The organism is Streptomyces sp. NPDC005141 (assembly GCF_053599975.1).
On record NZ_JBSFYW010000005.1, the window covers coordinates 66,018 to 92,215 of the forward strand.

The 26,198-nt window shown below is 71.0% G+C and carries 19 protein-coding genes and 1 pseudogene; 8 read left to right on the top strand and 12 right to left on the bottom strand.

Features of this window, described 5'->3' with window-relative positions; all coding sequences use genetic code 11:
* Positions 1–26: 26 nt before the first annotated feature.
* Positions 27–989 carry an ABC transporter substrate-binding protein gene (locus tag ACWD68_RS05715; RefSeq protein WP_451805212.1) on the bottom strand — a complete coding sequence of 321 codons (963 nt, stop codon included), beginning with the start codon at positions 987–989 and terminating at the stop codon, positions 27–29.
* Between the two features lie 538 nt (positions 990–1,527).
* On the opposite strand from ACWD68_RS05715, the gene ACWD68_RS05720 reads away from it, so the two are divergent.
* The 4 genes from ACWD68_RS05720 to ACWD68_RS05735 all read left to right on the top strand — a co-directional run bounded on the left by ACWD68_RS05720 (position 1,528) and on the right by ACWD68_RS05735 (position 5,074).
* A complete protein-coding gene (locus ACWD68_RS05720; protein ID WP_451805213.1) occupies positions 1,528–2,751 on the top strand; it encodes an NAD(P)-dependent malic enzyme in 1,224 nt (407 codons plus the stop codon).
* Between the two features lie 382 nt (positions 2,752–3,133).
* Positions 3,134–4,099: a zinc-binding dehydrogenase gene (locus ACWD68_RS05725; RefSeq protein ID WP_451805214.1), complete on the top strand. Its 966-nt coding sequence runs from the start codon at positions 3,134–3,136 to the stop codon at positions 4,097–4,099.
* A 196-nt stretch (positions 4,100–4,295) separates the two neighbouring features.
* The gene (locus ACWD68_RS05730; RefSeq protein ID WP_121405930.1) at positions 4,296–4,505 is read left to right on the top strand and encodes a helix-turn-helix domain-containing protein; all 210 of its coding nucleotides are present in this window, start codon (positions 4,296–4,298) and stop codon (positions 4,503–4,505) included.
* A complete protein-coding gene (locus ACWD68_RS05735; protein ID WP_451805215.1) occupies positions 4,505–5,074 on the top strand; it encodes a Clp protease N-terminal domain-containing protein in 570 nt (189 codons plus the stop codon). Before ACWD68_RS05730 ends, ACWD68_RS05735 begins: the two co-directional genes overlap by 1 nt.
* A gap of 381 nt (positions 5,075–5,455) precedes the next feature.
* Here ACWD68_RS05735 and ACWD68_RS05740 read toward each other — a convergent pair whose 3' ends face one another.
* Positions 5,456–6,535: a helix-turn-helix transcriptional regulator gene (locus ACWD68_RS05740; protein ID WP_451805216.1), complete on the bottom strand. Its 1,080-nt coding sequence runs from the start codon at positions 6,533–6,535 to the stop codon at positions 5,456–5,458.
* A 1-nt stretch (position 6,536) separates the two neighbouring features.
* Positions 6,537–7,538, bottom strand: a complete 1,002-nt coding sequence (locus ACWD68_RS05745; protein WP_451805217.1) for a DUF4097 family beta strand repeat-containing protein — start codon at positions 7,536–7,538, stop codon at positions 6,537–6,539.
* A 165-nt stretch (positions 7,539–7,703) separates the two neighbouring features.
* Here ACWD68_RS05745 and ACWD68_RS05750 point away from each other — a divergent pair, with 165 nt between their 5' ends.
* Complete coding sequence (locus ACWD68_RS05750; protein WP_451805218.1) at positions 7,704–8,543, top strand: hypothetical protein; 840 nt, start codon at positions 7,704–7,706, stop codon at positions 8,541–8,543.
* Between the two features lie 14 nt (positions 8,544–8,557).
* Here ACWD68_RS05750 and ACWD68_RS05755 read toward each other — a convergent pair whose 3' ends face one another.
* The 7 genes from ACWD68_RS05755 to ACWD68_RS05785 form a co-directional block, all read right to left on the bottom strand.
* On the bottom strand, positions 8,558–8,743 hold the full coding sequence (locus tag ACWD68_RS05755) for a DUF6104 family protein (RefSeq protein WP_030190019.1): 186 nt from the start codon (positions 8,741–8,743) through the stop codon (positions 8,558–8,560).
* Between the two features lie 313 nt (positions 8,744–9,056).
* The gene (locus ACWD68_RS05760) at positions 9,057–12,866 is read right to left on the bottom strand and encodes a multifunctional oxoglutarate decarboxylase/oxoglutarate dehydrogenase thiamine pyrophosphate-binding subunit/dihydrolipoyllysine-residue succinyltransferase subunit (RefSeq protein WP_451805219.1); all 3,810 of its coding nucleotides are present in this window, start codon (positions 12,864–12,866) and stop codon (positions 9,057–9,059) included.
* 281 nt (positions 12,867–13,147) lie between these two features.
* The gene (locus tag ACWD68_RS05765; RefSeq protein WP_451805220.1) at positions 13,148–14,287 is read right to left on the bottom strand and encodes a HAMP domain-containing sensor histidine kinase; all 1,140 of its coding nucleotides are present in this window, start codon (positions 14,285–14,287) and stop codon (positions 13,148–13,150) included.
* Between the two features lie 61 nt (positions 14,288–14,348).
* Positions 14,349–15,086 (bottom strand): response regulator transcription factor, encoded by a 738-nt coding sequence (locus ACWD68_RS05770; RefSeq protein WP_451805221.1) that lies wholly within the window; start codon positions 15,084–15,086, stop codon positions 14,349–14,351.
* Between the two features lie 113 nt (positions 15,087–15,199).
* Positions 15,200–15,877, bottom strand: coding sequence for a spermine/spermidine synthase domain-containing protein (locus tag ACWD68_RS05775; RefSeq protein WP_451805350.1), 678 nt, complete (start codon positions 15,875–15,877; stop codon positions 15,200–15,202).
* Positions 15,878–15,967: 90 nt separating this feature from the next.
* Positions 15,968–16,363 carry a hypothetical protein gene (locus ACWD68_RS05780; protein ID WP_451805222.1) on the bottom strand — a complete coding sequence of 132 codons (396 nt, stop codon included), beginning with the start codon at positions 16,361–16,363 and terminating at the stop codon, positions 15,968–15,970.
* A gap of 666 nt (positions 16,364–17,029) precedes the next feature.
* On the bottom strand, positions 17,030–17,731 hold the full coding sequence (locus tag ACWD68_RS05785) for a GNAT family N-acetyltransferase (protein ID WP_451805223.1): 702 nt from the start codon (positions 17,729–17,731) through the stop codon (positions 17,030–17,032).
* Positions 17,732–18,000: 269 nt separating this feature from the next.
* On the opposite strand from ACWD68_RS05785, the gene lon reads away from it, so the two are divergent.
* Positions 18,001–20,415, top strand: coding sequence for an endopeptidase La (gene lon, locus ACWD68_RS05790; protein WP_451805224.1), 2,415 nt, complete (start codon positions 18,001–18,003; stop codon positions 20,413–20,415).
* Positions 20,416–20,622: 207 nt separating this feature from the next.
* Here lon and ACWD68_RS05795 read toward each other — a convergent pair whose 3' ends face one another.
* The gene (locus ACWD68_RS05795; RefSeq protein WP_451805225.1) at positions 20,623–21,441 is read right to left on the bottom strand and encodes a lysozyme; all 819 of its coding nucleotides are present in this window, start codon (positions 21,439–21,441) and stop codon (positions 20,623–20,625) included.
* Between the two features lie 280 nt (positions 21,442–21,721).
* Here ACWD68_RS05795 and ACWD68_RS05800 point away from each other — a divergent pair, with 280 nt between their 5' ends.
* A complete protein-coding gene (locus ACWD68_RS05800) occupies positions 21,722–22,240 on the top strand; it encodes a MarR family winged helix-turn-helix transcriptional regulator (RefSeq protein WP_451805226.1) in 519 nt (172 codons plus the stop codon).
* A gap of 29 nt (positions 22,241–22,269) precedes the next feature.
* Here the strand turns inward: ACWD68_RS05800 and ACWD68_RS05805 are convergent, their stop codons facing one another.
* A complete protein-coding gene (locus ACWD68_RS05805; protein WP_451805227.1) occupies positions 22,270–23,058 on the bottom strand; it encodes a protein phosphatase 2C domain-containing protein in 789 nt (262 codons plus the stop codon).
* 369 nt (positions 23,059–23,427) lie between these two features.
* Here ACWD68_RS05805 and ACWD68_RS05810 point away from each other — a divergent pair.
* A pseudogene (locus ACWD68_RS05810) lies at positions 23,428–26,112 on the top strand (sensor histidine kinase); the annotation flags it as partial.
* Positions 26,113–26,198: the final 86 nt, after the last annotated feature.

Genomic DNA, 26,198 nt, shown 5'->3' on the forward strand with positions numbered 1-26,198 from the left:
GACTGCCCTTCAGTGGTGCGCTCGGCTTACTTGCCGCCGTTGATCGCGGACTGCTCGATCGCGCCGGACTGGGCGCCCCACTTCTCCAGCACCTTCTGGTACGAGCCGTCCTTGATGATCGCGTCGACGGCTTCCTTCAGCGCGTCACGGAGCTCGGTGTTCTTCTTGTTCAGGACGATGCCGAACGGGCCGGCGTCGTACTGCTTGTTGATGACCTCGAAGGCCTTGCCGCCGTCGGCCTTGTTGGCCAGGTCGACCGCCACCGGGTAGTCGTTGATGCCGGCCACGGCGCCGCCGGACTTCACACGGGTCTGGGCCTCGGTGTCGTTGTCGAACGACTCGATGTTGAGAGCCTTCTTGCCACCGTCCGTGCACTTCTTGGACTGGTCCTGGAGGGCCTTCTCGTACGTCGTGCCGCGCTGCACGGCGACCGTCTTGCCGCAGAGGTCCTCGAGGCCCTTGATGCCCTGGGGGTTGCCCTTCTTCACGTAGATGGCCGTACCGGCCGTGAAGTAGTCGACGAAGTCGACGCCCTCGCCGAGCTTCTTGCCCTTGTCGTCCAGGCCTTCCTGGCGCTGCTTGTTGTCCGTGATGGACGACATCGCGATGTCGTAGCGGCCGGAGTTGACGGCCGTGATCAGGCCGTCGAAGGAGCCCGAGGTGAACGTGAACTTCACGCCGAGCTGCTTGCCCAGCGCGTCGGCCAGGTCGGGGTCGACGCCGACGATCTTGCCGCCCTCGGTCGACTCCATGGGGGCGTACTCGGCGTTCGTGCCGACCTTGATGACGCCCGCGTCCTGGATCTTCTTGGGCAGCTTGGAGAACAGCGGAGCGCTGTTGGACTTGGCCGACTCCGTGGAGCTGCCGCCGCCGCCGTTCGTCTGGTCACCGCAGCCGGTGAGAACCAGGGCGCCGGCGACCGCGATCGCACCGACCGCTGCTATCCGGGACTGAGCGGCGGTGGTACGACGGGTGGTGCGTGCGGTCATGAGGGTTCCTCCGGCGGATGAGGGAGTAGCCGATAGGTCGACGAGAACACACACCTTCGAGTGTCGCGACCTCGTGTAATGACGGCATCTTGCCATTCGGATTGCGGCATTCAGGGTGCCCGCTATGTCAAAATCGGATAACGGGTCACCCCCGAACCGCTACGGGCCGGTGCGACAAGGCCGGATCTTGTGCGGGAATCCCTCCTTCCGGCCGGAGGATCTTCGGCGTAACGCGCGATGGGGACAGCCGCTACGCCGCACTCGCGACCGAACGAGGACATGTCCTGATGTGTCAATGGATCAAGGGATGAGTCATCTCACCGACGTGTGATCTCGGCGTTATGGACTCGTCCTCGGCACGGTCCGTCGGGTAAGAAGGTTCTTTACACCCCTCATCCGGGGCTCAGGGCGCGTGTGCGGCGCGCCCGTCGCGCACCGCCCGTACGCAACCACGGCGGCAGGGCCTGCGCGGTGCCCGCCCACCCCTCAACCAGGAGTGGTCACCCTCAAACAATAAAGACTTAAGGGGTAAAACAAAGTGGCAGCGGAGATCGTCAATCCTCGCAGCGACAGCAGTACGGATCAGGAAGGCGGGGCCGAGCCCCTCGATTCCTTCGACCCGGCTTTCGCGCTGCACCGCGGCGGCAAAATGGCTGTGCAAGCCACGGTGCCCATCCGCGACAAGGACGACCTGTCCCTGGCTTACACGCCCGGCGTCGCGAAGGTGTGCAGCGCGATCGCCGAGCAGCCGGAACTCGTCCACGACTACACGTGGAAGTCGTCCGTGGTCGCTGTGGTGACCGACGGCACGGCAGTCCTCGGGCTCGGTGACATCGGGCCGGAGGCCTCGCTCCCCGTCATGGAGGGCAAGGCCATCCTGTTCAAGCAGTTCGGTGGCGTGGACGCGGTGCCGATCGCGCTCGCATGCACCGGCGTCGACGAGATCGTCGAGACGGTGGCCCGGCTCGCTCCCTCCTTCGGTGGCATCAACCTGGAGGACATCTCGGCACCCCGGTGCTTCGAGATCGAGCGGAAGCTCCAGGAGCGTCTGGACATTCCCGTCTTCCACGACGACCAGCACGGGACAGCGGTCGTCACCCTCGCGGCCCTGCGGAACGCCGCGAAGCTCACCGGGCGCTCGCTCGGCGACCTGCGCGCGGTGATCTCCGGAGCGGGCGCGGCCGGAGTCGCCATCGCCAAGTTCCTGCTGGAAGCGGGCCTCGGCGATGTCGCGGTCACCGACCGCAAGGGCGTCGTGTCGCGGGACCGGGACGACCTGACGGACGTCAAGCGGGAGCTGGCGGAGATCACCAACAGGGCCGGGATCTCCGGTTCGCTGGAGACGGCGCTCGCGGGCGCCGACGTCTTCATCGGTGTCTCCGGCGGCACGGTGCCGGAGCCGGCGGTCGCCTCGATGGCGGAGGGCGCCTTCGTCTTCGCGATGGCCAACCCGACCCCCGAGGTGCACCCCGACATCGCCCACAAGTACGCGTCCGTCGTCGCGACCGGGCGGTCGGACTTCCCGAACCAGATCAACAACGTGCTGGCCTTCCCGGGGATCTTCGCCGGTGCGCTCCAGGTCCGGGCCTCCCGGATCACGGAGGGCATGAAGATCGCCGCCGCCGACGCGCTGGCCGCGGTCGTCGGGGACGACCTCGCCGCGGACTACGTCATTCCCTCGCCGTTCGACGAGCGGGTGGCTCCGGCGGTGACCGCGGCGGTGGCCGCGGCCGCCCGTGCGGAGGGCGTCGCCCGCCGCTGACGTGGTGCGTCTTGCCTGGCCCCGCCGGGAGGTTTCCGGCGGGGCCAGTTTTTTTACCCGCGGGAGCGTCCGGACGGGTGTTTCCTCGACCAGGGGGACCTTCATCGTCCCGGGGGCTGTCGCCCCCGGACTCCCGCTTCGGCTGGACGGCCTCGTCCTCGATCGCCGGACGGGCTGAAACCTTCCAGCGCCGGAGACGAAGAATTCAGCCCCTGCGGCGCTTGAGGAGCGGGGTCCGGGGCGGAGCCCCGTGTACGGACGGGAGGGGGCGGAGGGGGTGAGGGAAGGCTGCCCGCCGCAGGCCCCGCACGGGGCGGCGGGGGACGTGTGTCACACGGAGAGGCGGTTCCCCCGGCCGGCGGCGGAGCCTATCGTCAAGGTCATGTTCGCTGCCTATGCCGCCCGAATCGACCGTGACCAGCCGCTGAACGGCCTGGAGTTGGGGGAGCGTCCGGCCCCCGAACAGAGGCCGGGCTGGACGACCGTGAACGTACGGGCCGCCTCCCTCAATCACCACGACCTGTGGTCGCTGCGCGGCGTCGGCCTCGCCGAGGACAAGCTGCCGATGATCCTCGGCTGCGACGCCGCAGGAATCGACGAGGACGGCAACGAGGTCGTCCTGCATTCCGTCATCGGCCAGAGCGGGCACGGGGTCGGTCCCAAGGAGCCCCGGTCCATCCTCACCGAGCGCTACCAGGGCACCTTCGCCGAGCAGGTCTCCGTACCGGCGTGGAACGTGCTGCCGAAGCCCAAGGAGCTGTCCTTCGCGGAGGCCGCCTGTCTGCCGACGGCCTGGCTGACGGCGTACCGCATGCTGTTCACCAACGCCGGGGTGCGGCCCGGCGATTCCGTGCTCGTCCAGGGTGCCGGCGGGGGCGTGGCCACCGCCGCGATCGTGCTCGGGAAGGCCGCCGGGCTGCGGGTCTTCGCCACCAGCCGCGACGAGGCCAAGCGGAAGCGGGCGCTCGAACTCGGCGCCGTCGAGGCGCTGGAGTCCGGGGCGCGGCTGCCGCAGCGGGTGGACGCCGTCATCGAGACGGTCGGCGCCGCCACCTGGTCGCACTCGGTCAAGTCGCTGCGTCCCGGCGGCACCGTCGTCATCTCGGGTGCCACCAGCGGCGACCGGCCCTCGCACGCCGAACTGACGCGGATCTTCTTCCTCGAACTCAAGGTGGTCGGCTCCACCATGGGGACGAAGGACGAGCTGGAGGATCTGCTGGCCTTCTGCGCGGCCACCGGTGTGCGGCCCGTCGTCGACGAGGTGCTTCCGCTGGACCGGGCCCGTGAGGGGTTCGAGCGGCTGGAGTCCGGCGACCAGTTCGGCAAGATCGTGCTGACCACGGGCTGATGCCCGGGCCGCGCGGACGCGTGGCCGACGCCCTGGGGCGAGTCCGATGCCGGCCGGCATCGGAGAAGTGGCGTGTTGCGGCGGGTCCGGGTTTCCGGGCCCGCCGTTTCGTGTGTCCGGACGGTTGTGTGCGCCCGGCCGAGCACGGGTGTCAATGTTGGTTGACACGAAGAGTCCGTCAACGTAAGTTGACATCATGACCGAAGCAACGGATCTTGCCGAGCGCGCGGGTGATCGCGATCCGCGGGTCGGGCTGCGAGCGGTCTCCGCGCTGCGGAGGCTGCTGGAGCAGTTGGAAGCGGTACAGGTGCGCAGTGCGCGCAATCAGGGCTGGTCGTGGCAGGAGATCGCCGCGGAACTCGGAGTGAGCAGGCAGGCCGTGCACAAGAAGTACGGGAGGCAGTGATGTTCGAACGCTTCACGAAGGATGCGCGGGCCGTGGTCGAGGAGGCGGTGTCGCACTCCGAGCGGGTGGGGGCCGAGACCGTCGAGGAGGAGCACATGCTGCTGGCCCTCCTCGACCGGGAGGGCAGCCGGGGTTCCTTCGCCCTGACGTCGCTCGGGGCGGCGGGGTTCCGGGAGTCGCTGGAGCGGGACCTCGCCGAGGCACGCCGCCGGGGCGGGCTGTCGCGCGCCGACGCGGACGCCCTCTCCGGGCTCGGAATCGACCTGTCCGAGATCGTCTCCCGGATCGAGGAGGCGCACGGGGAAGGAGCGCTGGAGTCGGGCAGGCGCGGCGGCAACGGCCGACGGTCCTGGCGCCGGCCCTTCGGGCAGGGGGCGAAGGATGTGCTGACGCGGGCCCTGCGCGTCGCTCTCGCCCGACGGGACCGCCACATCGGGGACGAGCACCTGCTGCTGGCGATCACCCTGCGGGGCGGGGTCGCGGGCGAGGTACTGGCCGATCACGGCGTCACCTACCAGTCGGTGACCCGGGTCCTGTACGGGGAGGGTGGCGTGGCCGAGGCCGGGTGAGGCGAGGGACGAAGGAAGCCCGCGCGGTCTGCGCCGGACGACCGAGATCCGTGCCGGGCACGAGATCCATGCCGACCGGCGAGAGCTGTGAGGGCCTAGAACGTCGGTGAGGCTCGGCGGGAGTCGGCGAAGGCCGATGAAGGTCGTGCCGGCCGGGAAGGTCGGCGCAAGTCCCTGCCGGCCGGGAAGACCGGCGCGGGCCGGGAAGGGCGGGCGAAGTGACTTCCTTGCCGGCCGACGAGATCCCTGGAGGCCGACGGAGTCGGTGACAGCGGATCGATGCCGGTCAGGGCCGGTCAGGGCCTGCGGGCCGGGGGGAGGGGGCTGTGCGTACAGTCCCCGGCGCCCCCGGCAGGCTCCCGGGCGGAAGCGCCGGAGGGGCTATGGGCGCTTGCTCCGCAGAGTCGATCCGATCTGGGCCGCCGCCGCCGACAAGTGGCAGCGGATGTCCCGGAGCTGATCCTCCGAGACCCCGTGGTCGCGGGACGCGTCGCGGATGTCGTCGCGGAAGCGGTCCAGCAGGCGATCCAGATCGCGGCCGGGGTTGCCGGTGGGGTCCTCGTGGGCCCAGGCCGGTTCGTACTCGGCGGGAAAGTCCTCCGGGGTGGTCGTGTACTCAGGCTCCGCGGGCGCTCCGGAGGCCGTGCGGCCGAAGCCGAACTCCTTGCCGAAGTCCCTCCCCAGGTCCTTGCCGAAGTTCTTTCCGAAGTCGCCGAACTCCCTGGCCAGCTCGGTCAGTCCCTCGCGGACGCCCGTCGGCCAGTCGCCTCGCGCAAAGTGGTCCTGAACCTGGTCCTGGACGTGCTTGGCCATGCGCTGCATCTCCGCCTGGGCCTGGGCGCGGGCCTTCTCCTGCGCCTCCTTGGCCTGGCGGCGGGCGCGCTGCGCCTCGTCGCGAGCGCGGCGGCTCTCGTCCTTCGCGCGGCGGGCCTGCTCCTTCCACTCCTGCCGGACGCGCCGCATCTCCTCCTTCGCCGCCCGCCACGACTCCCTGTCCTGGTAGTCGTCGGGGCCGCCGGACTCACCCGGCGAGGCGTCGTGCGGCTTCGCCCCGGCGCCGCCCTTGGAGCCGCGCCGGGCCTCCGTGGCGGCCGCCCGCATCTCGCGGCGCAGGTCACCGGCCGCTCCCCGGACATCCGCGCGGATCTCCGCCGCGAGCTCCGCGACCGACTCGCGGATCTCCAGCTCCAGGTCGGCCAGCTCGCCGCTGCGGTCGGCCAGTTCGGCGCGGCCCGCGTCGGTGATCGCGTACACCTTGCGGCCGCCCTCGGAGGTGTGCGTGACGAGTCCCTCGGCCTCCAGTTTCGCCAGCCGGGGGTAGACGGTGCCCGCCGAGGGTGCGTACAGGCCCTGGAAGCGCTCCTCCAGGAGGCGGATCACCTCGTACCCGTGGCGCGGCGCCTCGTCCAGCAGCTTGAGGAGGTAGAGGCGCAGTCGGCCGTGGGCGAAGACGGGAGCCATGTCAGAGCACCTTCTTGTCGGTCGGGGTGTCGGCCGGCCGGCCTTCGGCGGCATCGTCCCCGGCGGGGTCGCTCGCGATGTCCTTCGCGGTGTCGCTCGTCGTGTCGCCGGTGGGGTGGCCCGCGGTGTCGGCGGGGCCGGGCGGCGGGGCCGCGTCCCGGGGCTTGGGAGCCTCGTCGTACGACTCGTCCTCCGCCGGGGGCCTGCGCAGCAGGGCGATGGAGCCCGAGACGGTCACCGCTTTCAGCCTGCCGTTGCCCGCGCCGAGGCGGCCGGTGATCTTCTTGGCGCCCCACTGGCCGTTGACCCGCAGGTCCTCGAAGGCGTTGGAGACGGTGCCGCTCGCGGTGTTGGCCTCCACCTCGGCGTCCGCCGGGTGGGGGAGCCGGATGGCGATCTCGCCGGAGACGTTCGACAGCTGGACGTCGGTGGGCGCGCCCGTGGCGTCCAGGTCCACGATCATCGAGCCGCTCACCGATTCGGCCCGCACGGAGGAGCCGGAGCCCTCGACGACGGTCAGGTCGCCGGAGACCGAGTGGAAGCGGAGGTCGCCGGTGACGGCCTGGGCCTCCAGATTCCCGGAGACGGTGTCCACCCGGACGGGGCCGGCGACGCGGACGAGGGTCGTGTCGCCGGTGACGCCCTTCACCTCGACCCGCCCGTCCATCCCGGAGACCACGGCGGCGGCGCCGACGACGACGCCCACCTCGACGCGTGTGCCGGTCGGGACGGCCAGCGAGACCACAGCCGCACGGCGCCAGCCCTTTCGGTCCAGCCACTTGAGGAAGCCCTTCCAGGGAAGGTCCTCGTAAGCCACCGTGAGGGTGCCGCTCTCCTGGGTCACCTGGAGCGGGGGGCCCTCCAGCTCGGACACCTCCAGCCGGGCGGAACCCTCGTCGGTCCCCACGACGTTCACTGTTCCGTTGACGACGCGTACGCGCAGCGTCGTCACGGGGTCGTCGAAGGAGAGCTTCTTCGGCTCTGCCACGGACCACTCGGACATGGTGCAGACCTCCTCACCCGGACCGGACCCGCACGCGAGTCCGAAATCGACGCGCCATATCGCGTCTTCCGTCATTCACGATATATCGCGGATGGGGAAAGTCAAGACACCCGTTCTGGGGATCACCGGTGCGTCGATGTGGGCAAATCGCCCTAAAATGGGGCTATGTCGACTGCCTCCGGCGAGTCCCGGGACGACCACCCGGTCCAGGCCCCCGGCGCCCTGCTCCTCTGCCGGGCCCGTCCCGAGTCGGTCGGTCCCGCCGCCCAGTTGCTGCGCGAGCGGATGCTGCTCGCCGGGGCGGGGCCCGAGTGGAGCGTGCTGATTCCCGAGGGCAGGCCCTGGCAGCACGGCGAGGAACCCGTCGACCGGGTGCTCACCGGCTGGGCCGCGGCGCTCGCCGTCGGCGCCCCCTGGCCCGTCCTCGCCCTGTGGTGGGACACCGACCGCAGCGGCTTCACCCTGGCCTCGGGCTTCCGCCGCACCGTGGGCTACGAATGGCTGGCGAACGGCACCCCGGTCGGCGAGGACGAGGCGATGCGCACCTTCGCCGCCCGCCTCGGTCTCGACCCGGTGCTCGACATGCAGTCCCTGGAACCGTTGACGCAGCCCGATCCGGTGGCCGACGCCCACGCGCGCGTGAGCGGGCTCCTCGCCGTCCTCACGCACGCGGGGCTGGTCCTTCCGGCCGGACTGGAACCCGGCCGGCCCGCGGACCGGCTCCGCGACGCGGCCCGGATCCGGCCCGACGCCGAGCAGATCGAGTGGACCGGCTGGCGTGCCGCCGTCGGCGCCGAACTCGACGTCGTGGAGAGCGGCGGCCTCGGGCCCTGGCTGCGCGGTCCGAGGGCGCGCGCCCTCGCCGCGGCCCAGCTGGCCGTCGGTCTCCCGCTCACCGCCTGGGGCGTACGACGCCGCAGCGGCGGCTGGATCGTCGTCGGCGCGGTCCTGATGCTCCGCGGCGCCCTCGGCCTGGCCTACGACCGTCTGCGCGCCTTCGACTGACGCCGCCGGAGTGTCTACTCCTCGTCCTCGTCCTCGTCGTCCAGCCGGGCCAGCCAGGTCGCCAGCCGCTCCACCGGTACCTCGAAGTCAGGGTTGAGGTCGACGAACGTACGCAGCTGCTCGGCGAGCCACTCGAAGGTGACCTCTTCCTCGCCGCGCCGCTTCTCAAGTTCCTCGATGCCGCGGTCGGTGAAGTACATGACTGGTGCTCCGTCGGTGAAAGGGAAGGGGAACGCTGGACAAAAGGATAGGCGGGGGCGCGGGGCTCCCCGGGGCCTCTGGCGTGAGGGGCGCGGTGACCCGGGTCGCACGGATCGGGACGCCGGACGGAACGCACCGGTGGGGCCCGGATCTCGGGGCGGACGAGCTCAGGGAGTAACGCGGTGAGCTGTCGCCGGAGCGGACCGCCCCAGGGACCGGAGATCCGCCCCACAGGCCGGAGACCCGGCCCCCTCGAAAGGGAACCGGGTCTCCGACGCCGTACAGGCGATGCGTACTGCCGTGCCGCGGGGCCTAGGCCTCGAACACCTCACGCACCAGCTGCTCCTGCTCCGCCTGGTGCCGCTTCGCGGAACCCACGGCGGGCGAGGAGGAGTGCGGACGCGAGATGCGGCGCAGGCGCTCGGCGCCCGGGACGTCGGCACCGACCGCCAGGTCCAGGTGGTCGATCAGGTTGAGCGCGATGAACGGCCAGGCACCCTGGTTCGCCGGCTCCTCCTGGGCCCACAGGTACTTCTCGGCGTTCGGGTACTTGGCGATCTCCGCCTGGAGCTCGGCACCCGGCAGCGGGTACAGGCGCTCGATACGGATGATCGCCGTGTCCGTGCTGCCGCGCTTCTTCCGCTCGGCCTCCAGGTCGTAGTACAGCTTGCCGGCGCAGAACACGACCTTGCGCACGGCGGCCGCCTCGACCGAGTCGTCGCCGATGACCGGGCGGAACTGACCGGTCGTGAACTCCTCCGCCTTCGAGGCCGCCGCCTTGAGGCGCAGCATCGACTTCGGGGTGAAGACCACCAGCGGCTTGTGGTGCGGGTTGTGCACCTGCCACCGCAGGAGGTGGAAGTAGTTCGACGGGGACGTCGGCTGGGCGACCGTCATGTTGTTCTGGGCGCACAGCTGGAGGAAGCGCTCGATGCGGGCCGAGGAGTGGTCCGGGCCCTGGCCCTCGTAGCCGTGCGGGAGCAGCAGGGTGACGCCGGACGTCTGGCCCCACTTCTGCTCGGCGGCCGAGATGTACTCGTCGACGACCGTCTGCGCGCCGTTGACGAAGTCGCCGAACTGCGCCTCCCACATCACCAGCGCGTCCGGGCGGGCCAGCGAGTAGCCGTACTCGAAGCCCATGACCGCGTACTCGGAGAGCAGCGAGTCGTAGACGTTCAGGCGGGCCTGCTCGTCCGAGAGGTACTGGAGCGGGGTGTAGTCCTCGCCCGTGACCCGGTCGATCAGCACCGCGTGACGCGTGCCGAAGGTGCCGCGGCGCGAGTCCTGGCCGGACAGCCGGACCGGCGTGCCCTCGAGGAGCAGCGAACCGATGGCGAGGGTCTCGCCCATGCCCCAGTCGATCGTGCCGTCCTCGATCATCGCCGCGCGGCGCTGGAGCTGCGGGAGCAGCCGCGGGTGCACGGTGACGTTGTCGGGGATGTTGACCTGGGACTCGGCGATCCGCTTCACGATCTCCTGGGAGACCGCGGTGGCCACGGCGACCGGGAACTCGGCCTGGACGTCCGGGACGTGAGCCTCGGGTGCCTGCGCGACGGCCTCGCGGACCTCGGTGAAGACCTTCTCCAGCTGGCCCTGGAAGTCCTGCAGCGCCTGCTCGGCCTCTTCGAGGGTGATGTCGCCGCGACCGATCAGGGACTCGGTGTAGAGCTTGCGCACCGAGCGCTTCTTGTCGATCAGGTCGTACATCAGCGGCTGCGTGAACGCCGGGTTATCGGACTCGTTGTGGCCGCGGCGGCGGTAGCAGATGAGGTCGATCACGACGTCCTTGTTGAACGCCTGACGGAACTCGAACGCCAGGCGCGCGACGCGGACGACGGCCTCGGGGTCGTCACCGTTCACGTGGAAGATCGGCGCCTCGATCATGCGGGCCACGTCGGTGGCGTACATGGAAGAGCGCGACGACTCCGGGGCGGCCGTGAAGCCGACCTGGTTGTTGATGACGATGTGGACCGTGCCGCCCGTGCGGTAGCCGCGAAGCTGCGACATGTTGAGCGTCTCGGCGACCACACCCTGGCCGGCGAAGGCCGCGTCACCGTGCAGGGCGACGGGCAGGACGGTGAAGTCCGTGCCGCCCTTGTTGATGATGTCCTGCCGGGCGCGGACGATGCCCTCGATGATCGGGTCGACCGTCTCCAGGTGGGACGGGTTGGCGGCCAGCGAGACCTTGATCTGCTCGCCGTCCAGGCCGGTGAAGGTCCCCTGGGCGCCCAGGTGGTACTTCACGTCGCCGGAGCCGTGCATCGACTTCGGGTCGAGGTTGCCCTCGAACTCGCGGAAGATCTGCGCGTACGACTTGCCGACGATGTTCGCGAGGACGTTCAGGCGGCCGCGGTGGGCCATGCCGATGACGACCTCGTCCAGGCGGGACTCCGCGGCGCTGTCGATGACGGCGTCGAGGAGCGGGATGACGGACTCGCCGCCCTCCAGGGAGAAGCGCTTCTGGCCGACGTACTTCGTCTGCAGGAAGGTCTCGAAGGCCTCCGCCGCGTTCAGGCGGCGCAGGATGCGCAGCTGCTCCTCGCGCTCCGGCTTGGTGTGCGGGCGCTCGATGCGGTCCTGGATCCACTTGCGCTGCTTCGGGTCCTGGATGTGCATGAACTCGATGCCGGTGGTGCGGCAGTACGAGTCGCGCAGCACACCGAGGATGTCGCGCAGCTTCATCAGGGACTTGCCCGCGAAGCCGCCGACGGCGAACTCGCGCTCCAGGTCCCAGAGGGTGAGGCCGTGCTCGGTGATGTCCAGGTCGGGGTGCTTGCGCTGCTTGTACTCCAGCGGGTCGGTGTCGGCCATGACGTGGCCACGGACCCGGTAGGAGTGGATCAGCTCGAAGACGCGGGCGGCCTTGGTGACGTCGTCGTCGTGGCTGGCGTCGATGTCCTTGAGCCAGCGGACCGGCTCGTAGGGAATCCGCAGCGACTCGAAGATCTCGTCGTAGAAGCCGGTCTCGCCGAGCAGGGAGTTCGCGACGACGCGCAGGAACTCGCCGGAGGCGGCGCCCTGGATGACCCGGTGGTCGTAGGTCGACGTGAGCGTCATGACCTTCGCGATGCCGAGCTTGTTCAGGGTGTCCTGGGAGGTGCCCTGGAACTCCGCCGGGTAGTCCATCGAGCCGACGCCCATGATGACCGACTGTCCGGGCATCAGACGCGGGACAGAGTGGACGGTGCCGAGGCCGCCGGGGTTGGTCAGGGAGACCGTGACACCGGTGAAGTCGTCCATCGTCAGCTTGCCGTCACGGGCGCGGCGGACGATGTCCTCGTAGGCCTGCCAGAACTCGAAGAAGTTCAGCGTCTCGGCCTTCTTGATGCCCGCGACGACCAGCTGGCGGTCACCGTTGGGCTTCACCAGGTCGATGGCGAGGCCGAAGTTGATGTGCGGAGGCTTGACGAGGGTGGGCTTCCCGTCCTTCTCCACGAAGTGCCAGTTCATCGACGGCATGGCCTTGATGGCCTGCACCATCGCGTACCCGATGAGGTGGGTGAAGGAGATCTTCCCGCCCCGGGCGCGCTTCAGGTGGTTGTTGATGACGATGCGGTTGTCGAACAGCAGCTTCACCGGGACCGCGCGCACGGACGTGGCCGTGGGCACTTCCAGCGAGGCGTTCATGTTCTTCGCGACGGCACCGGCGGGACCGCGCAGGGTGACGTACTCGGGGCCTTCGGGCGCCTCGGTGGCCGGAGCGGCCTGCGGCTTCGCGGCGGCCGGGGCGGCCTTCGCGGGAGCCGGGGCGGCGGCAGCGGGCTTCGGAGCCGCGGGAGCGGCCACCGGAGCCGGCGCGGGCGCGACCGGAGCGGCCGGGGCCGCCTGAGGGGGAGCCTGGCGCGCGGCGGGCGGCACAGGGGCGGCCGGCGCGGCCGGGGTGGTGGTCCCTGCGGCCCCCGCGGCCGCAGTACCCGCCGTAGCCGAGGCGGCGGGCGCCCCGGGCTTGTAATCGGCGAAGAAGTCCCACCAGGCTCGGTCTACGGAATTCGGGTCCTGGAGGTACTGCTGATAGATCTCGTCGACGAGCCACTCGTTGGCACCGAAGGCGGCCGCGGGGTTCTTCCCGGCGGCTTGGTCATCGGTCGAGATACTCGAGTTACTGGGGGACTGTGGCGACACGGCGGCAACCGCCCTCTTCCGCTTCACAAGGTGATGGACAGCGGGAATAAAGGCTACGCCTCCCTGGCCGAGAAGGTCAGGCCGGGCCCGTCCAACGTCGTGTAAGTCACATCAGAATCCGTGTTTCGCCCAGGGAAATGGCGGGAAACAAGCGGGGTTCCGCTTCGGAATGGGTACGTCGACCGAAGGCCACGGCACGGTTCACGCGGTCCTGTGCCTGATCACACGTGTACGCCGGCGGCGACAGTGGTGGATCTTGCGGCTCCGGTTCGAACTTTACGTCAACTTGGCAGAGAAGGGAGTCCCGGAAGGATGACCTGGATCCGGCAGCCCCGCTGAGATTCGGCCACACCGATCCGTCCGCCGTGCAGATCGACCGCCCAGCGGGCGATGGCCAGGCCCAGACCCGTACCGCCGTCGCTGCCCGGACCGTGCGGCGCGGGCACCCCGCCGCGGTTGAACCGCTCGAAGACGCGGTGCCACTCCGACTTCGGAATGCCGGGCCCCTCGTCCAGGACCTCCAGGGACAGCGACTCGGGGTAGGCGCCCCGTCGTGCCTTCACCGTCACCCGGCCGTGCGGCGGGCTGTGCTTGACGGCGTTGTCGATGAGATTCGCCACGACCTGGTGGATCCGCTCCGGGTCCGCGTGCGCGGTCAGCTCCGGCGGGGACACGTCGAGGTGCAGATGGACATCCGTGCGGGTGTGGCCGCCGCCGGAGCCCGAGGTGATGTCCGCGCGCGCGGAGGCGACCATGTTGGCCTCCTTCAGCACGCCGGAAAGATAGGGCCACACCTCGAAGCGCCGCCTGCGCAGCGGCACGACGCCGTTGTCCAGCCGGGACAGGTCGAGGAGGGTCTCCACCAGCCGTCCGAGCCGCTCCGTCTGCTTCAGCGCCGTGCGCATCGTCTCGGGGTCGGCCGCCGAGACACCGTCCACGACGTTCTCCAGGACCGCGCGCAGGCCCGCGATGGGGGTGCGCAGCTCGTGCGAGACATTCGCGACGAGTTCCTTGCGCTGGCGGTCCTGGGCCTCCAGCTCGTCCGCCATGAGGTTGATCGTCTGGGCCAGGTCGCCCAACTCGTCCCGCCGGTCGTCACGCACCCGGCGGGTGTAGTCGCCGTGCGAGATGGAGCGGGCCACCGCGTTCATCTCGTCCAGCGGCGCGGTGAGCGAATGCGCCACGAACTGCGTGATCAGCAGGGTGGCGATCATCGAGAAGACCGTGATGAAGCGGAGCTCCGTCTTGGTGTGCACCGCGATCATCGACAGACCCGTGGTGATGAGCACGGAGATGACGACCAGCGCGCCCAGCTTGGTCTTGATCGAGAAAGGCCGTACACCGCCCCAGGGGCCCGCGCTCCTGCGCTCCCCGGACGCGCGCTCGCCGAGCCCGCGTCCTCGCTCTCCGAGTCCGCTCATCACATCAGCCCCTCACGCAGTCCCGATCACGAAGGTCCCGACGTTCCGACGGAACCCCGGCTCAGGGAGTCGGGGTCTCCAGTGCGTAGCCCACGCCGTGCACCGTACGGATCCGCTCGGCACCGATCTTGCGACGCAGCGCCTTGATGTGGCTGTCGACGGTCCGGGTGCCGGAGGCGTCCGCCCAGTCCCACACCTCGGCGAGCAGCTGCTCGCGCGAGAGTACGGCACGCGGCGTGTTCGCGAGGCAGACGAGGAGATCGAATTCGGTGGGAGTGAGGTGCACGTCCTCGCTGCGCACCCGCACTCGGCGCTGAGCGTGGTCGATCTCCAGCTCGCCGAGGCGCAGGATGCCGCTGCGCGGCGTGGAGGCCGCGACCACCGCGCGCTCGACCCTGCGGAGCAGGACGTGCACGCGGGCGGCCAGTTCGCGCATCGAGAACGGCTTGGTCATGTAGTCGTCGGCGCCGACGCCGAGCCCGACCAGCATGTCGGTCTCGTCGTCGCGCGCGGTGAGCATCAGCACCGGCACCGGGCGGGCGGCCTGCACACGGCGGCAGACCTCCAGACCGTCGAAGCCGGGCAGCATGATGTCGAGGATCAGCAGATCGGGCTGCCAGGCCTCGGCGGTGTCGACGGCGGCCGGACCGTCGCCCGCGGTTTGCACGAGGAATCCCTCGGCTCTCAGGCGGGCCGCGATGGCGTCGACGATCGTCGGGTCGTCCTCGACGACCAATACCCGGCGCTGAGCGCCTGGGGTGGCCGCCGTGCCGTTCTGGGAGGTCTGTGTCTGCTCCATCGCCCGCCCCTGAAGTGTGCGTTCCGGAATCCGTGGGGTGATCCCATGACTGCGCTTGACGCTTGAATGATCCGCGTCAGGCAAGCAGGGTACGGGCAGTCGCCGTGCCCCGGCTATCCAGGCCTTACCGCGAGGTGCACCACGTCGGGAACGCCCCGGGCAACAGGGATCTCTTCGGTACGGACCCGATGGAATCCGGCATTCCGCAAGGATCCTTCAAATTCCGGAGAGGGCTGCGCCGACCACACGGCGAGCACACCGCCCGGCTTCAACGCCCTTGCGCAGCCTGCCAGTCCGGGCGGCCCGTACAGGCCCGCGTTGCCCTCGGTGACCGTCCAGTCGGGTCCGTTGTCGATGTCGAGGCACAACACGTCGAACGTGGCGGAGATCTCATTGACGTAGTCGACGAGATCGGACTCGACGATCTCCGTGCGCGGGTCGGCGAGCGCCCGGGCCGAGAGTCCGGCGAGCGGGCCGTCCCGGTGCCAGTCGATGATGGCCCGCTCGCGCTCGACCACCGTGATGCGCCCCCAGCGGGGGTCGGCGGCCGCGTGCGCGAGCGAGAACCCGACGCCGAGCCCGCCGATCAGCACGCTCGGCTCCGGGCGCCCGTCCAGGGCGTCGTACGCCGCGTCCACGAGCAGCCGCTCGGAACGTCCGTCGGACGTGTCCATCAGGAAGCAGCCGTTGGCGATGATCTGCAGCAGCGCGCCGTGGCGCCGCAACACGACCTCGCCGAACGGGCCCTGGCGGCGGTCGATGACCACGGGGGTGTCGTACGAGGCAGTCATGGCCGCCATCCTGGCATTCTCGCCGGAATGGGTGGCCGGAATTTCGCCCGGGGCCCGGCCCCCACGGTCCGGACCCCGGGCGGTGCGGGATCAGGCGCCCCGCCGTCTCGTACGAGATCCAGGCCGTGCCCGTACGGGAACACCGGATCCCGCGTGTCGTCGGGCACGTCGGGGCGCGACGCCCGCACCGCCGCCATCGAGCGCGGCAGTTCGAAGGGCAGCCGCCCCTCTGCCGTCGCCCGCCCGAAGGCGCGTCGAGGAGCGCTGCGTCGCTCGCGCCGAGTCGGCGATCAGGGCGGCGGCCCGTTCGGTGATCTCGGGGAGGACGGCGGGCCGTTCGAGGTTGACGCACACCAGTGTGGGCACCGCGTCCAGCAGCCGCAGGACGTCCTTCAATTCGTCCTCGGGGAAGGCGAGCGAGCCGGCGTGGAAGAAGGACTCGAAGAGCCCGGGACGCCGCTCGTACGGAGTCGCCAGGCGCAGCACGGAGAGGTCCGCGTCGAGGGGATCGGCGACGACCTGCCCGTCCGCCCGCCGTCCGCTCCGAGACGCCCCGCACGTACAGCTTCGGGCGGTCCTTCGGCGAGCAGCCCCGAGGGCTTCGACATGGTGGGCCCCTTCCGCGCCTACGCGGACCGGCTGCTGCGGTCGATCACGGTGGCGGGCCGGGGCCTTACAGCGGATGCCTGACCCCCGAGGTCCCTTCCTGCGGAGCCGCTCCTCGAGGAGTTGCTGTGCGTCGGCCGGTACGGGCGCCGGTCATGGACAGCGACCCGGGGGGCGCGAACGGTGGGGTGCGACGGAAGGAGCGCCGCACCGTGGACCGGAGCGCCACCGGGCCAACCGGCGCGTCCACCGGCCGAGCGGACGCCCGCGCCAGCCGAGCGGACGCCCGCGCCAGCCGAGCGGACGCCCGCGCCAGCCGAGCGGACGCCCGCGCCAGCCGAGCGGACGCCCGCGCCAGCCGAGCGGACGCCCGCGCCAGCCGAGCCGACACTGCACCGGCCGAGCCGACACTGCACCGGCCGAGCCGACACTGCACCGGCCGAGCCGACACTGCACCGGCCGAGCCGACACCTGCACCGGGCCGGAGTCGGGCGCGCCTCTCCCAGGCCTGGGAGGTTCCCCGTGATCCTGCCGGGAGCGGCCGGACTACGGCTCCTCGTGCCGGTTCCCGACGTGGTGACCGCTCAGCAGGGGAGCCTCCACCCGCCACCCCAGTGACTCGTACAGGGCCCGCCCCTCCGGCGTTCCCGCCAGGACTCCGGTCTCGGCGCCCTGGTCCGCGGCGGCCCGGGTGAGGGTTCGCATGACGAGGCGGCCGAGCCCCCGCCGCCGGTGCTCCACCGACGTCTCTATCTGGTCGACGACCGCCGTCCTGCCGGTGGGAGCGATCTGGCCGCGGGCCGCCCAGGAGCCGTCCGATGCCGTGACCAGGGCGCGAGTGACGCCCCCGAGGGTCCAGGTGCGCAGCCGGTAGCCGACGGGCAGGGAACGCTCCGGCGCGGCGCTCCCGGCATCGGTCAGGGGCGCGGACATCAGGTAGCCGGGCTCGGGGTCGATCCACCAGCCCGTGCCGAGCCAGGGCCGGACGACCGAAGGCTCGGCGAAGACCTTGAGCCAGACTCCGGCCGCGGTCACCGCGTCCGCGACCTTGCGGACCGCGGCCTCCTCGACGTGGTCGTTCGCCGCCCCGAGGACATGGCGCGTGACGTGCCCCTTCTGCCCCACGTCGATCGTGTACCCCCATCCCTCGACGACGGGCGGCGCCGCCCCGCGCGAGACGACCCACCCGTCCACCCAGGCCCGCACGATCCTGTCCACCGCTGCCCCCTGCGCTCGCTTCCGGTTCATGTAATGGTCATTTTGCCATTTGAGCCATTACTCATCCGGTGATGATGCCAGGGTGGGCCGACGTCGCGCCACCCTTCGAAGGGCACTCCGATGGCGGCTTCCCGCTCGATCGGCCCCCGGCCCCGTGGACCGGTGATGACCAGCGGTGATGCGTGCGGGGTGACAGTCGATCGGAAGTGATCGCTCAGAGCGAACAGCCGCCGGGGAACATTGGGGAGCCGCCGTGCATTGAGTCGGCATAGCTCAACTTGACTGCCGAAGGGGAGATCATGGCTTCGACGTCCGCATCACTCACTCTGCCCGTGCTGCCGCTCGACGACGAGGTCGTGCTGCCCGGAATGGTGGTTCCGCTGGATCTGAACGACACCGATGTGCGTGCCGCGGTGGAGGCCGCCCAGGCCGCCGCCCGTTCAACGCCCGGCAAGCCTCAGGTACTCCTGGTGCCACGCATCGACGGGACCTACGCGAGCACCGGAGTGCTCGGCACCGTCGAGCAGGTCGGCCGGCTGGCCGACGGCGACCCGGGCGCGCTGATTCGCGGGCGCGGGCGCGTGAAGGTGGGCGCGGGGACCACCGGTCCCGGTGCCGCGCTCTGGGTCGAGGGCACCCGTGTCGAGGAGACCGTGCCCGACCCGATGCCCGGCCGGGTGGCCGACCTGGTGAAGGAGTACAAGGCCCTGGCCACCAGCTGGCTGCGCAAGCGCGCGGCCTGGCAGGTCGTGGACAGGGTGCAGCAGATCGACGATGTTTCCGCCCTTGCCGACAATTCCGGTTACTCACCGTTCCTGACCGTCCAGCAGAAGGTCGAGCTGCTGGAGACCGCCGATCCGGTGGCCCGGCTGAAGCTCGCCACCGAGCAGCTCCGCGAGCACCTCGCCGAGCAGGATGTCGCCGAGTCCATCGCCAAGGACGTCCAGGAGGGCGTCGACAAGCAGCAGCGCGAGTTCCTGCTGCGGCGCCAGCTGGAAGCCGTACGCAAGGAACTGCGTGACCTCAGGGGCGAGGACGGCGAGGAGGAGTCCGACGACTACCGCGCCCGCGTCGAGGCCGCCGATCTTCCGGAGAACGTCCGCGAGGCCGCCCTCAAGGAGGTCGAGAAGCTGGAGCGGTCCAGCGACCAGTCGCCCGAGGGCAGCTGGATCAGGACCTGGCTCGACACCGTCCTGGAGCTGCCGTGGACCGAGCGGACCGAGGACGCGTACGACATCCAGGGCGCCCAGTCCGTGCTCGACGCCGAGCACGCCGGCCTGGAGGACGTGAAGGAGCGCATCACCGAGTACCTCGCCGTGCGCAAGCGGCGCTCCGAGCGCGGTCTCGGAGTCGTCGGCGGCCGGCGCGGCGGTGCCGTGCTCGCGCTCGTCGGTCCGCCCGGCGTCGGCAAGACCTCGCTCGGCGAGTCCGTCGCGCACGCCATGGGCCGAAAGTTCGTCCGCGTCGCCCTCGGCGGCGTGCGGGACGAGGCCGAGATCCGCGGACACCGCCGTACGTACGTCGGCGCGCTGCCCGGCCGGATCGTCCGCGCCATCAAGGAGGCCGGGTCGATGAACCCGGTGGTCCTGCTCGACGAGATCGACAAGGTCGGCTCCGACTTCCGGGGCGACCCGGCGGCGGCGCTGCTCGAAGTCCTCGACCCGGCACAGAACCACACCTTCCGCGACCACTACCTGGAGGTCGAACTCGACCTCTCCGACGTCGTGTTCCTGGCCACGGCCAATGTGCTCGAAGCCATCCCGGAGGCCCTGCTCGACCGCATGGAGCTGGTCCGCCTCGACGGCTACACCGAGGACGAGAAGGTCGTCATCGCCCGGGACCACCTGCTGCCGCGCCAGCTGGAGCGGGCCGGTCTCGAGAAGGACGAGGTCGTCCTCGCGGAGAGCGCGCTGCGCAAGCTCGCCGGGGAGTACACCCGGGAAGCGGGCGTGCGCAATCTGGAGCGGGGCATCGCCCGGCTGCTGCGCAAGGTCGCGGCCCAGCACGAACTGGGCGAGCGGGAGCTGCCGTTCACGGTGACCGACGGCGACCTGCGCGGGCTCATCGGGCGCCCGCACCATGTGCCCGAGTCCGCTCAGGACCCGGCCGAGCGCCGTACGGCGGTGCCCGGTGTCGCCACCGGTCTGGCCGTCACCGGCGCGGGCGGTGACGTCCTCTACGTGGAGGCGTCGCTGGCAGACCCGGAGACGGGCGCGGCGGGTCTGACCCTCACCGGTCAGCTGGGCGACGTGATGAAGGAGTCGGCACAGATCGCGCTCTCCTTCCTGCGCTCGCACGGCGCGGAGCTCGAACTGCCCGTCGGCGACCTGAAGGACCGGGGAGCGCACATCCACTTCCCGGCGGGCGCGGTCCCCAAGGACGGCCCGAGCGCGGGCGTCACGATGACGACCGCCCTGGCGTCGCTCCTGTCCGGCCGGCTGGTCCGCACCGACGTGGCCATGACCGGCGAGGTCTCGCTGACCGGCCGTGTCCTGCCGATCGGCGGCGTGAAGCAGAAGCTGCTCGCCGCGCACCGCGCGGGTGTCACGACCGTGATCATCCCGAAGCGCAACGAGGCCGATCTGGACGACGTCCCGGCCGAGGTCCTGGAGAAGCTCGACGTCCACGCCGTCACGGACGTCCGCCAGGTCCTCGAGCTGGCACTGGCGCCGGCGACGAACGGCGCTGTGCCGAAGGTTCCGGTGGCGGCGTGACGGACGGCGCCGTGCCGAAGGTTCCGGTAGCGGTGACGGGGGCGCCTCCCAGGCGTTGAGCACTGGGGGAGGACGCTGCCGGAAGGGAAGGCCCGGGTCCCGTGAGGGAGGCCCGGGCCTGCGCCGTACGCCGGTGCCGGGGGTCGTGGCCGTACGCCGGCTACGCGCGTCCGGGCGTGCGATCTCGCCGTACGCCCGTGCCGTGCCTCAGCCGTTGGCGAGTGCCTGTACGCGGTCCAGGGCGCCGTTGAACTTGTCGTGGTCCCCGACCGTCGGACCGGACGAGGTGTACTGCCACATCGTGTAGAACCCCCAGCCCGCGGGGAGCGTCCCCGGATCGGAGGCGTAGCGCGCGATCCACAGCGGGTTGGCGGAGGCGAAGCCGCCGTGGTTGCCGGTGCACTGGGTCCACCAGGTGGTGGCCGTGTAGATCACCGCGTCGCGCCCGGTGCGGGCCTTGTACTGGGTGAGGAAGCTGCTGATCCAGCTGACCATGGCGCTCTGTGTCTTGCCGTAGCAGGCGGCGCCGTACGGGTTCCACTCGATGTCGAGGACGCCGGGCAGGGTCTTGCCGTCCCTGGACCAGCCGCCGCCGTGGTCGACGAAGTAGTTGGCCTGGGTGGCGCCGGTCGTCGTGTCCGGGGTCCCGAAGTGGTACGAGCCGCGGATCATGCCGACGTTGTACGCGCCGTTGTACTGCTGGGCGAAGTACGGGTTCGTGTAGTACGTCCCCTCGGTCGCCTTGGTGTAGGCCCACCTGACCCCGCTGCTCCACAGCGTCGACCAGGCGACGTTGCCCTGGTACCCGGAGACGTCCACTCCTTCCGTCCGGGTGGCGTCACCGGTGGACGGTGTGCCGTCCCGGCCGTCGTGGGCGATGACCCCGATGCCCATCCGGGCGGATCCCCGGGCGGGAGTGTCGGCGGCGGAGGAGGGGAGGGAGTACAGAAGGGAGAAGGCGGCGAGCAGGGTTCCTACCACGAGCGGTCGCAGGCGGTGGGCCGTTCCGGATCTGTGCACGGGCATATGCGTGCCTCCGAAGGGCGATGGAGCTCCGGTGGAGCTCGGTGGGGGGAAGCGCGGGCACGCGTGCCGAAGGGGGGATCAGGCCGTCCCTGGCCTGGGGTGGCGTGCGCATGCCAGCACATAAGTGTCTGATAAAGAAGCTACGCACGTAGACGGCGGCGTGGGAAGAGGGGCCGGAGGCTGCCGTTGGTCTACGCCTGCGAAATACTGGCGGAGCTGCGGCAACGGCGAGTTCTGGCGGAAACTTTCAGGATCGGGAAACCGGGTCAGGGGTGCTGACGTGCACGAGCACGGAAACGACGGCGGACGGCCGGTCGAATCCGGCGTGTCGGGAAATGGTGTGGACCGGTCCGTGACGCGCGGCGGCGCGGAGCGCGAGTTCCTGTCCCTGGAACGCGAGTTGACCGTGTTCCTGCGCCGCGCCCGGGCCAACCAGGGGGAGATGGCCCGCGAGGTCCATCCGGACCTGGAGTCCGCCGCGTACGGGCTGCTCGTCCGCCTCGAGGAGTGCGGCCGCCAGCGCGCCACGGAACTCGCCGCCTATATCGGCGTCGGCAAGGCCACCATGTCCCGGCAGTTGCGCGCCCTGGAGGAGTTGGGTCTCGTGGCGCGCGAACCCGACCCCGCCGACGGCCGTGCCTGGCTCGTGCACCTCACCGACGAGGGCCGCGGCCGCGTCACCAGCGTCCGCGAGGCCCGCCGGGCCCGCTACGTCAGCCAACTCGCCCACTGGGACCAGGACGAGGTCGCGGAACTCGCCCGGCTGCTGCACCAGCTGAACGTCGGCATGGAGAAGTAGCCCGCCGTCCGGCCGCCGTCCCCGTCCCCTCACAGTTGCACGAACACCACCGTCGCGTCGTCGTGCCTCTTGCCCCGCAGAGGACGCGACCCCTCCGGCGCGTCCGCGCGTTCCAGTACCCGAACGCGTTCGACGAGGGCCGAGGACCCCTCCTTGCGCACGAGGGCGAACAGCTCGGCCCAGTCGCCCATGTGGAAGCGCTCCACCCAGCGGGTGGCGCCGTCCGTGAAGGCCGCCAGGGCGCGGACGGAGGCCCGGGGGAGTGTGCCCGCCACCGCGCGGGAGGCCACCGAGGGGTCCGCGGCCGCCGTGAAGAAGCCGCCCTCCCTGTTGCGGACGGTGGCGTCGGCGACGGCGTCCGTGGCGAGCGAGGCGCGCGGGAGGCGGGAGAGGCGGTCGTCCAGCAGGGCGTTCACCTCACCGGTGGGGGATTCCACCAGCAGCGCCGAGTCCGAGAGCACCAGATACTCGATCTTGGACGGGGACCACCGTGCGAGGGCGACGGTTGCCTGGGGTGTGCGTGGGTGAGAAAGGTCACAGGTGCCGGCGTGCGCCTCGGCCACACGGCCGATGGCCTGTGACAGGACCTCCGGCAGGGGCAAATCCCCCTGCGAAACGGACAGTTCGGTCAGCGCCCCGCCGAGCCGCGCGGAGAACCAGGAGACCGGATGCAGGCAGCCGTAGTCGCCGCGAGGGGGTGTCACCCCGTCCAGCACCACCAGCGAACCGCCCTGTCCTGAGGCGGGAAGTCCGACCGATGCGAAGTCCTCATTGGGGCGGTCCGGGTCACCGGGCTCCGAGACGAGTTCAGTGCGCATCCCGCCAGTCTGCACGAGCCCTTCACAAGGTCCGCGAAACGTCGGCAAGGGTCGCGCGATCGTGCGGACCGGCAGCTCAGCGCCAGGTTTGGCATGGAATGATCGACTCCGGCAACACGTGGCGGCGAATACTGCCAAAGCACGTCCCCGACGTCCAACCGGCCCGCCGCGCAGGCCCCACACGCGAGCCGCGGGAACTTGCCCGCCAACTCCCCTCCGATGTTCACTCCTTCGGGTGGCGGGTCAGATGATGCGGGACCACTGCCCACCGGCACTGGGAGGGTCGGGAGCCGTACCGGGCGGACGCCGCGATTGACGGGACGTCACCCGGGCCCCAAATGGGTACACGAGTCAGGAATGCGAGCACCGGTGCAGAAGACGCGGCCGAGGCGCACAGGCAAGAAGACGGCCTCCAACTCCACAGAGAGTGGCGCCGTCGGCGACGCCACCGACTCCACGGGCCGGGGCAGGACCGCCCACGTACGCAACCGGCTGATCGTGGCCGTGGCGGTCGTCGCGGCCGCCATCGCCGGAGCCGGCGCGCCCACGGTGCTGTCCGCCTCGCAACAACTGAACGACTCCCAGAACCTGGTGACGCTCTCCCAGCGCACCCAGCAGGCGCTGACCCTCGCGCACTCGCTGGCCGACGAGCGCGACGACGTCACCTCGTACGTCGCCGCGGGCCGGCCCAAGGCCAAGGCGCCCTCCGAACAGCGCAGCGCCCGGGTCGACCGGCAGGTCGACGAGCTGCGCGCCGACGAGGACGCCCCCGCCGCGCTGCTCAAGGACCTCGACGCCATCGCGGCCCTCCGGCGAGCGGCGCTCACCGGGAAGAGCACCGCCCTCGAAACGCACCAGGCGTACTCCGAGGCCATCACCGAACTCCACGCCCTCGCCGAGGACCTGGCCGACCGGACGCCGCTGCGCGCGGGCTCCGGAGCGCACGCCCTCGCCGAACTGGACACCGCCGTCCAGCAGTCCGCCGCCGCCCGCGGACTGCTCCTCGCGGCCCTCGGCATCCCGCGCACCACCCAGACCGTCATCGACCCGATCACCGGTCTGGCGTCGACCACGAGCACCTCGTCGGCCGCCGACACCAAGCAGCGCGACGCGCTGAGCGCCGCCGCCCAGCAGGCCCGCCTCCGCTCCGACGCGGCCGTCGCCGACTTCCGCGAGACCGCGCCCAAGAAGGCCGTGGCGTCCTACGACTCCACCGTCACCGGCCCCGACGTCACCTCCGCCGACAAGTACCTGGCGAGTCTCACCGCTCAGCCGAAGCTCTCCGGCTCCGCGCTCGACACCGGCACCAAGAAGCTGGACGCCGCGCTGTCCGCCCGGATCGAGCTGATGCGCGGAGCCGAAGCCTCCCTCAACGACCACCGCACCAAGGACCTCGAACTGCTGCGGGACGACGACGTCACCGCGCTGGAGATCCGCATCACCGCCCTCGGCGTGCTGCTGCTCGTCGCGGTCGGCGTCGCGATGGCCATGGCCCGCACGCTCACCCGGCCGCTCGCCGTCCTGCGCCTCGGCTCGGCCCGGCTCGCCGCCGACCCGGGCTCCCAGGAACCGGTCAAGTTCACCGGCCGCAACGACGAGTTCGCCCAGGTCGTCCGCTCCGTCAACGCGCTGCACACGCACGCCGCCACGCTCCACGAGCGGATCGCCACCCTCGAAGGCGACCGCAAGCACCTCATCGGCCAGCGCCAGCTGATGGCCGACGAGCGCGACAAGCTGCGCGGCGAACTCGCCGAGGCGGCGACCCACTTGCAGCAGGTGCGCGGCACCATCCACAGCACCTTCGTCAACCTCGCGCTGCGCACCCTCGGCCTCGTCGAGCGCCAGCTCGGCGTCATCGAGGGCCTGGAGGACCGGGAGCAGGACCCGGACCGCCTCGCCACCCTCTTCAAGCTCGACCACTTCGCCACCGTCATGCGGCGGCACAGCGAGAACCTCCTCGTCCTCGCGGGCGCCGAGCACGTCCAGCACCACGCGGGCCCGGTCCCGCTCGTCGACGTCGTACGGGCCGCGGTCAGCGAGATCGAGCGCTATGAGCGGGTGCGCATCGCCGCGCTGCCGCCGCACGCGCACATCGTCGGATTCGCCGCCGACGACCTCAGCCACCTGGTGGCCGAACTCCTGGAGAACGCCACCTCGTTCTCGCCGCCCGACGTGCCCGTCGAGGTCTCCGGCTGGCTGCTGGAGAGCGGCGAGGTGATGCTCTCCGTGCAGGACGAGGGCATCGGCATGACCGACGAGCGGATGAGCCACCTCAACGCCCGCCTCGACGAGTTCGACCCCGAGGACACGTACGACCAGGAGAGCGGCGAGGGACTCGGGCTCGGCCTGTACGTGGTGGCCCGGCTCGCCCACCGGCACGGCGTACGGGCGCAGTTGCGCGAGCAGAAGCAGGGCGGTGTGGCCGCCGTGGTCGTCCTCCCGAAGGCACTGCTGGCAGCCGCGCCCGCGTCCACCGTCCCCGCCACCACCCGGCTTGTCGGCGCCGCTCCCCAGGTCGCCCTGCCCGGCGCCGACGCCGAGGCCAACTCCAATGTCCTGCACGGCCGTTCGGCCCTCGCCGCGTCGGCCCCGGTCGGCGACGAGGACCCGGTGATCGCGGCGGCCCAGGCGGCCGTACGGGACGCCGGGCCCGAGGCGGACCCGGCGCCCGGGCAGGCACCCGTTCCCGCGCCCGGACCGGCCGCGCAGACCCCGCTCATCCCGGCGCCCCGCGAGCCCCAGCCGGCCGCCGAGCCGGAGCCCGAACTCACGCCCGAGACCACGATGGAGCTGCTGCTCCCGGATCTCGCCCCGGAAGCTCTCGTACCGGACGCCTCCGGTACGGCATCTCCGGCACCCGAGTCCCCGGCACCGGGATCCTTCGCACCCGAGTCCTTCGCACCGGAGCCCGTCGCACCGGATGTCCCCGGTGCGGCATCTCCGGCACCCGAGTTCCCGGCACCGGGATCCTTCGCACCCGAGTCCTTCGCACCGGAGCCCGTCGCACCGGATGTCCCCGGTGCGGCATCTCCGGCACCCGAGTTCCCGGCACCGGGATCCTTGGCACCGGAGCCCTTCGCACCGGAGCCCGTCGCACCGGCCGCCCCCGGTGCGGCATCTCCGGCACCCGAGTTCCCGGC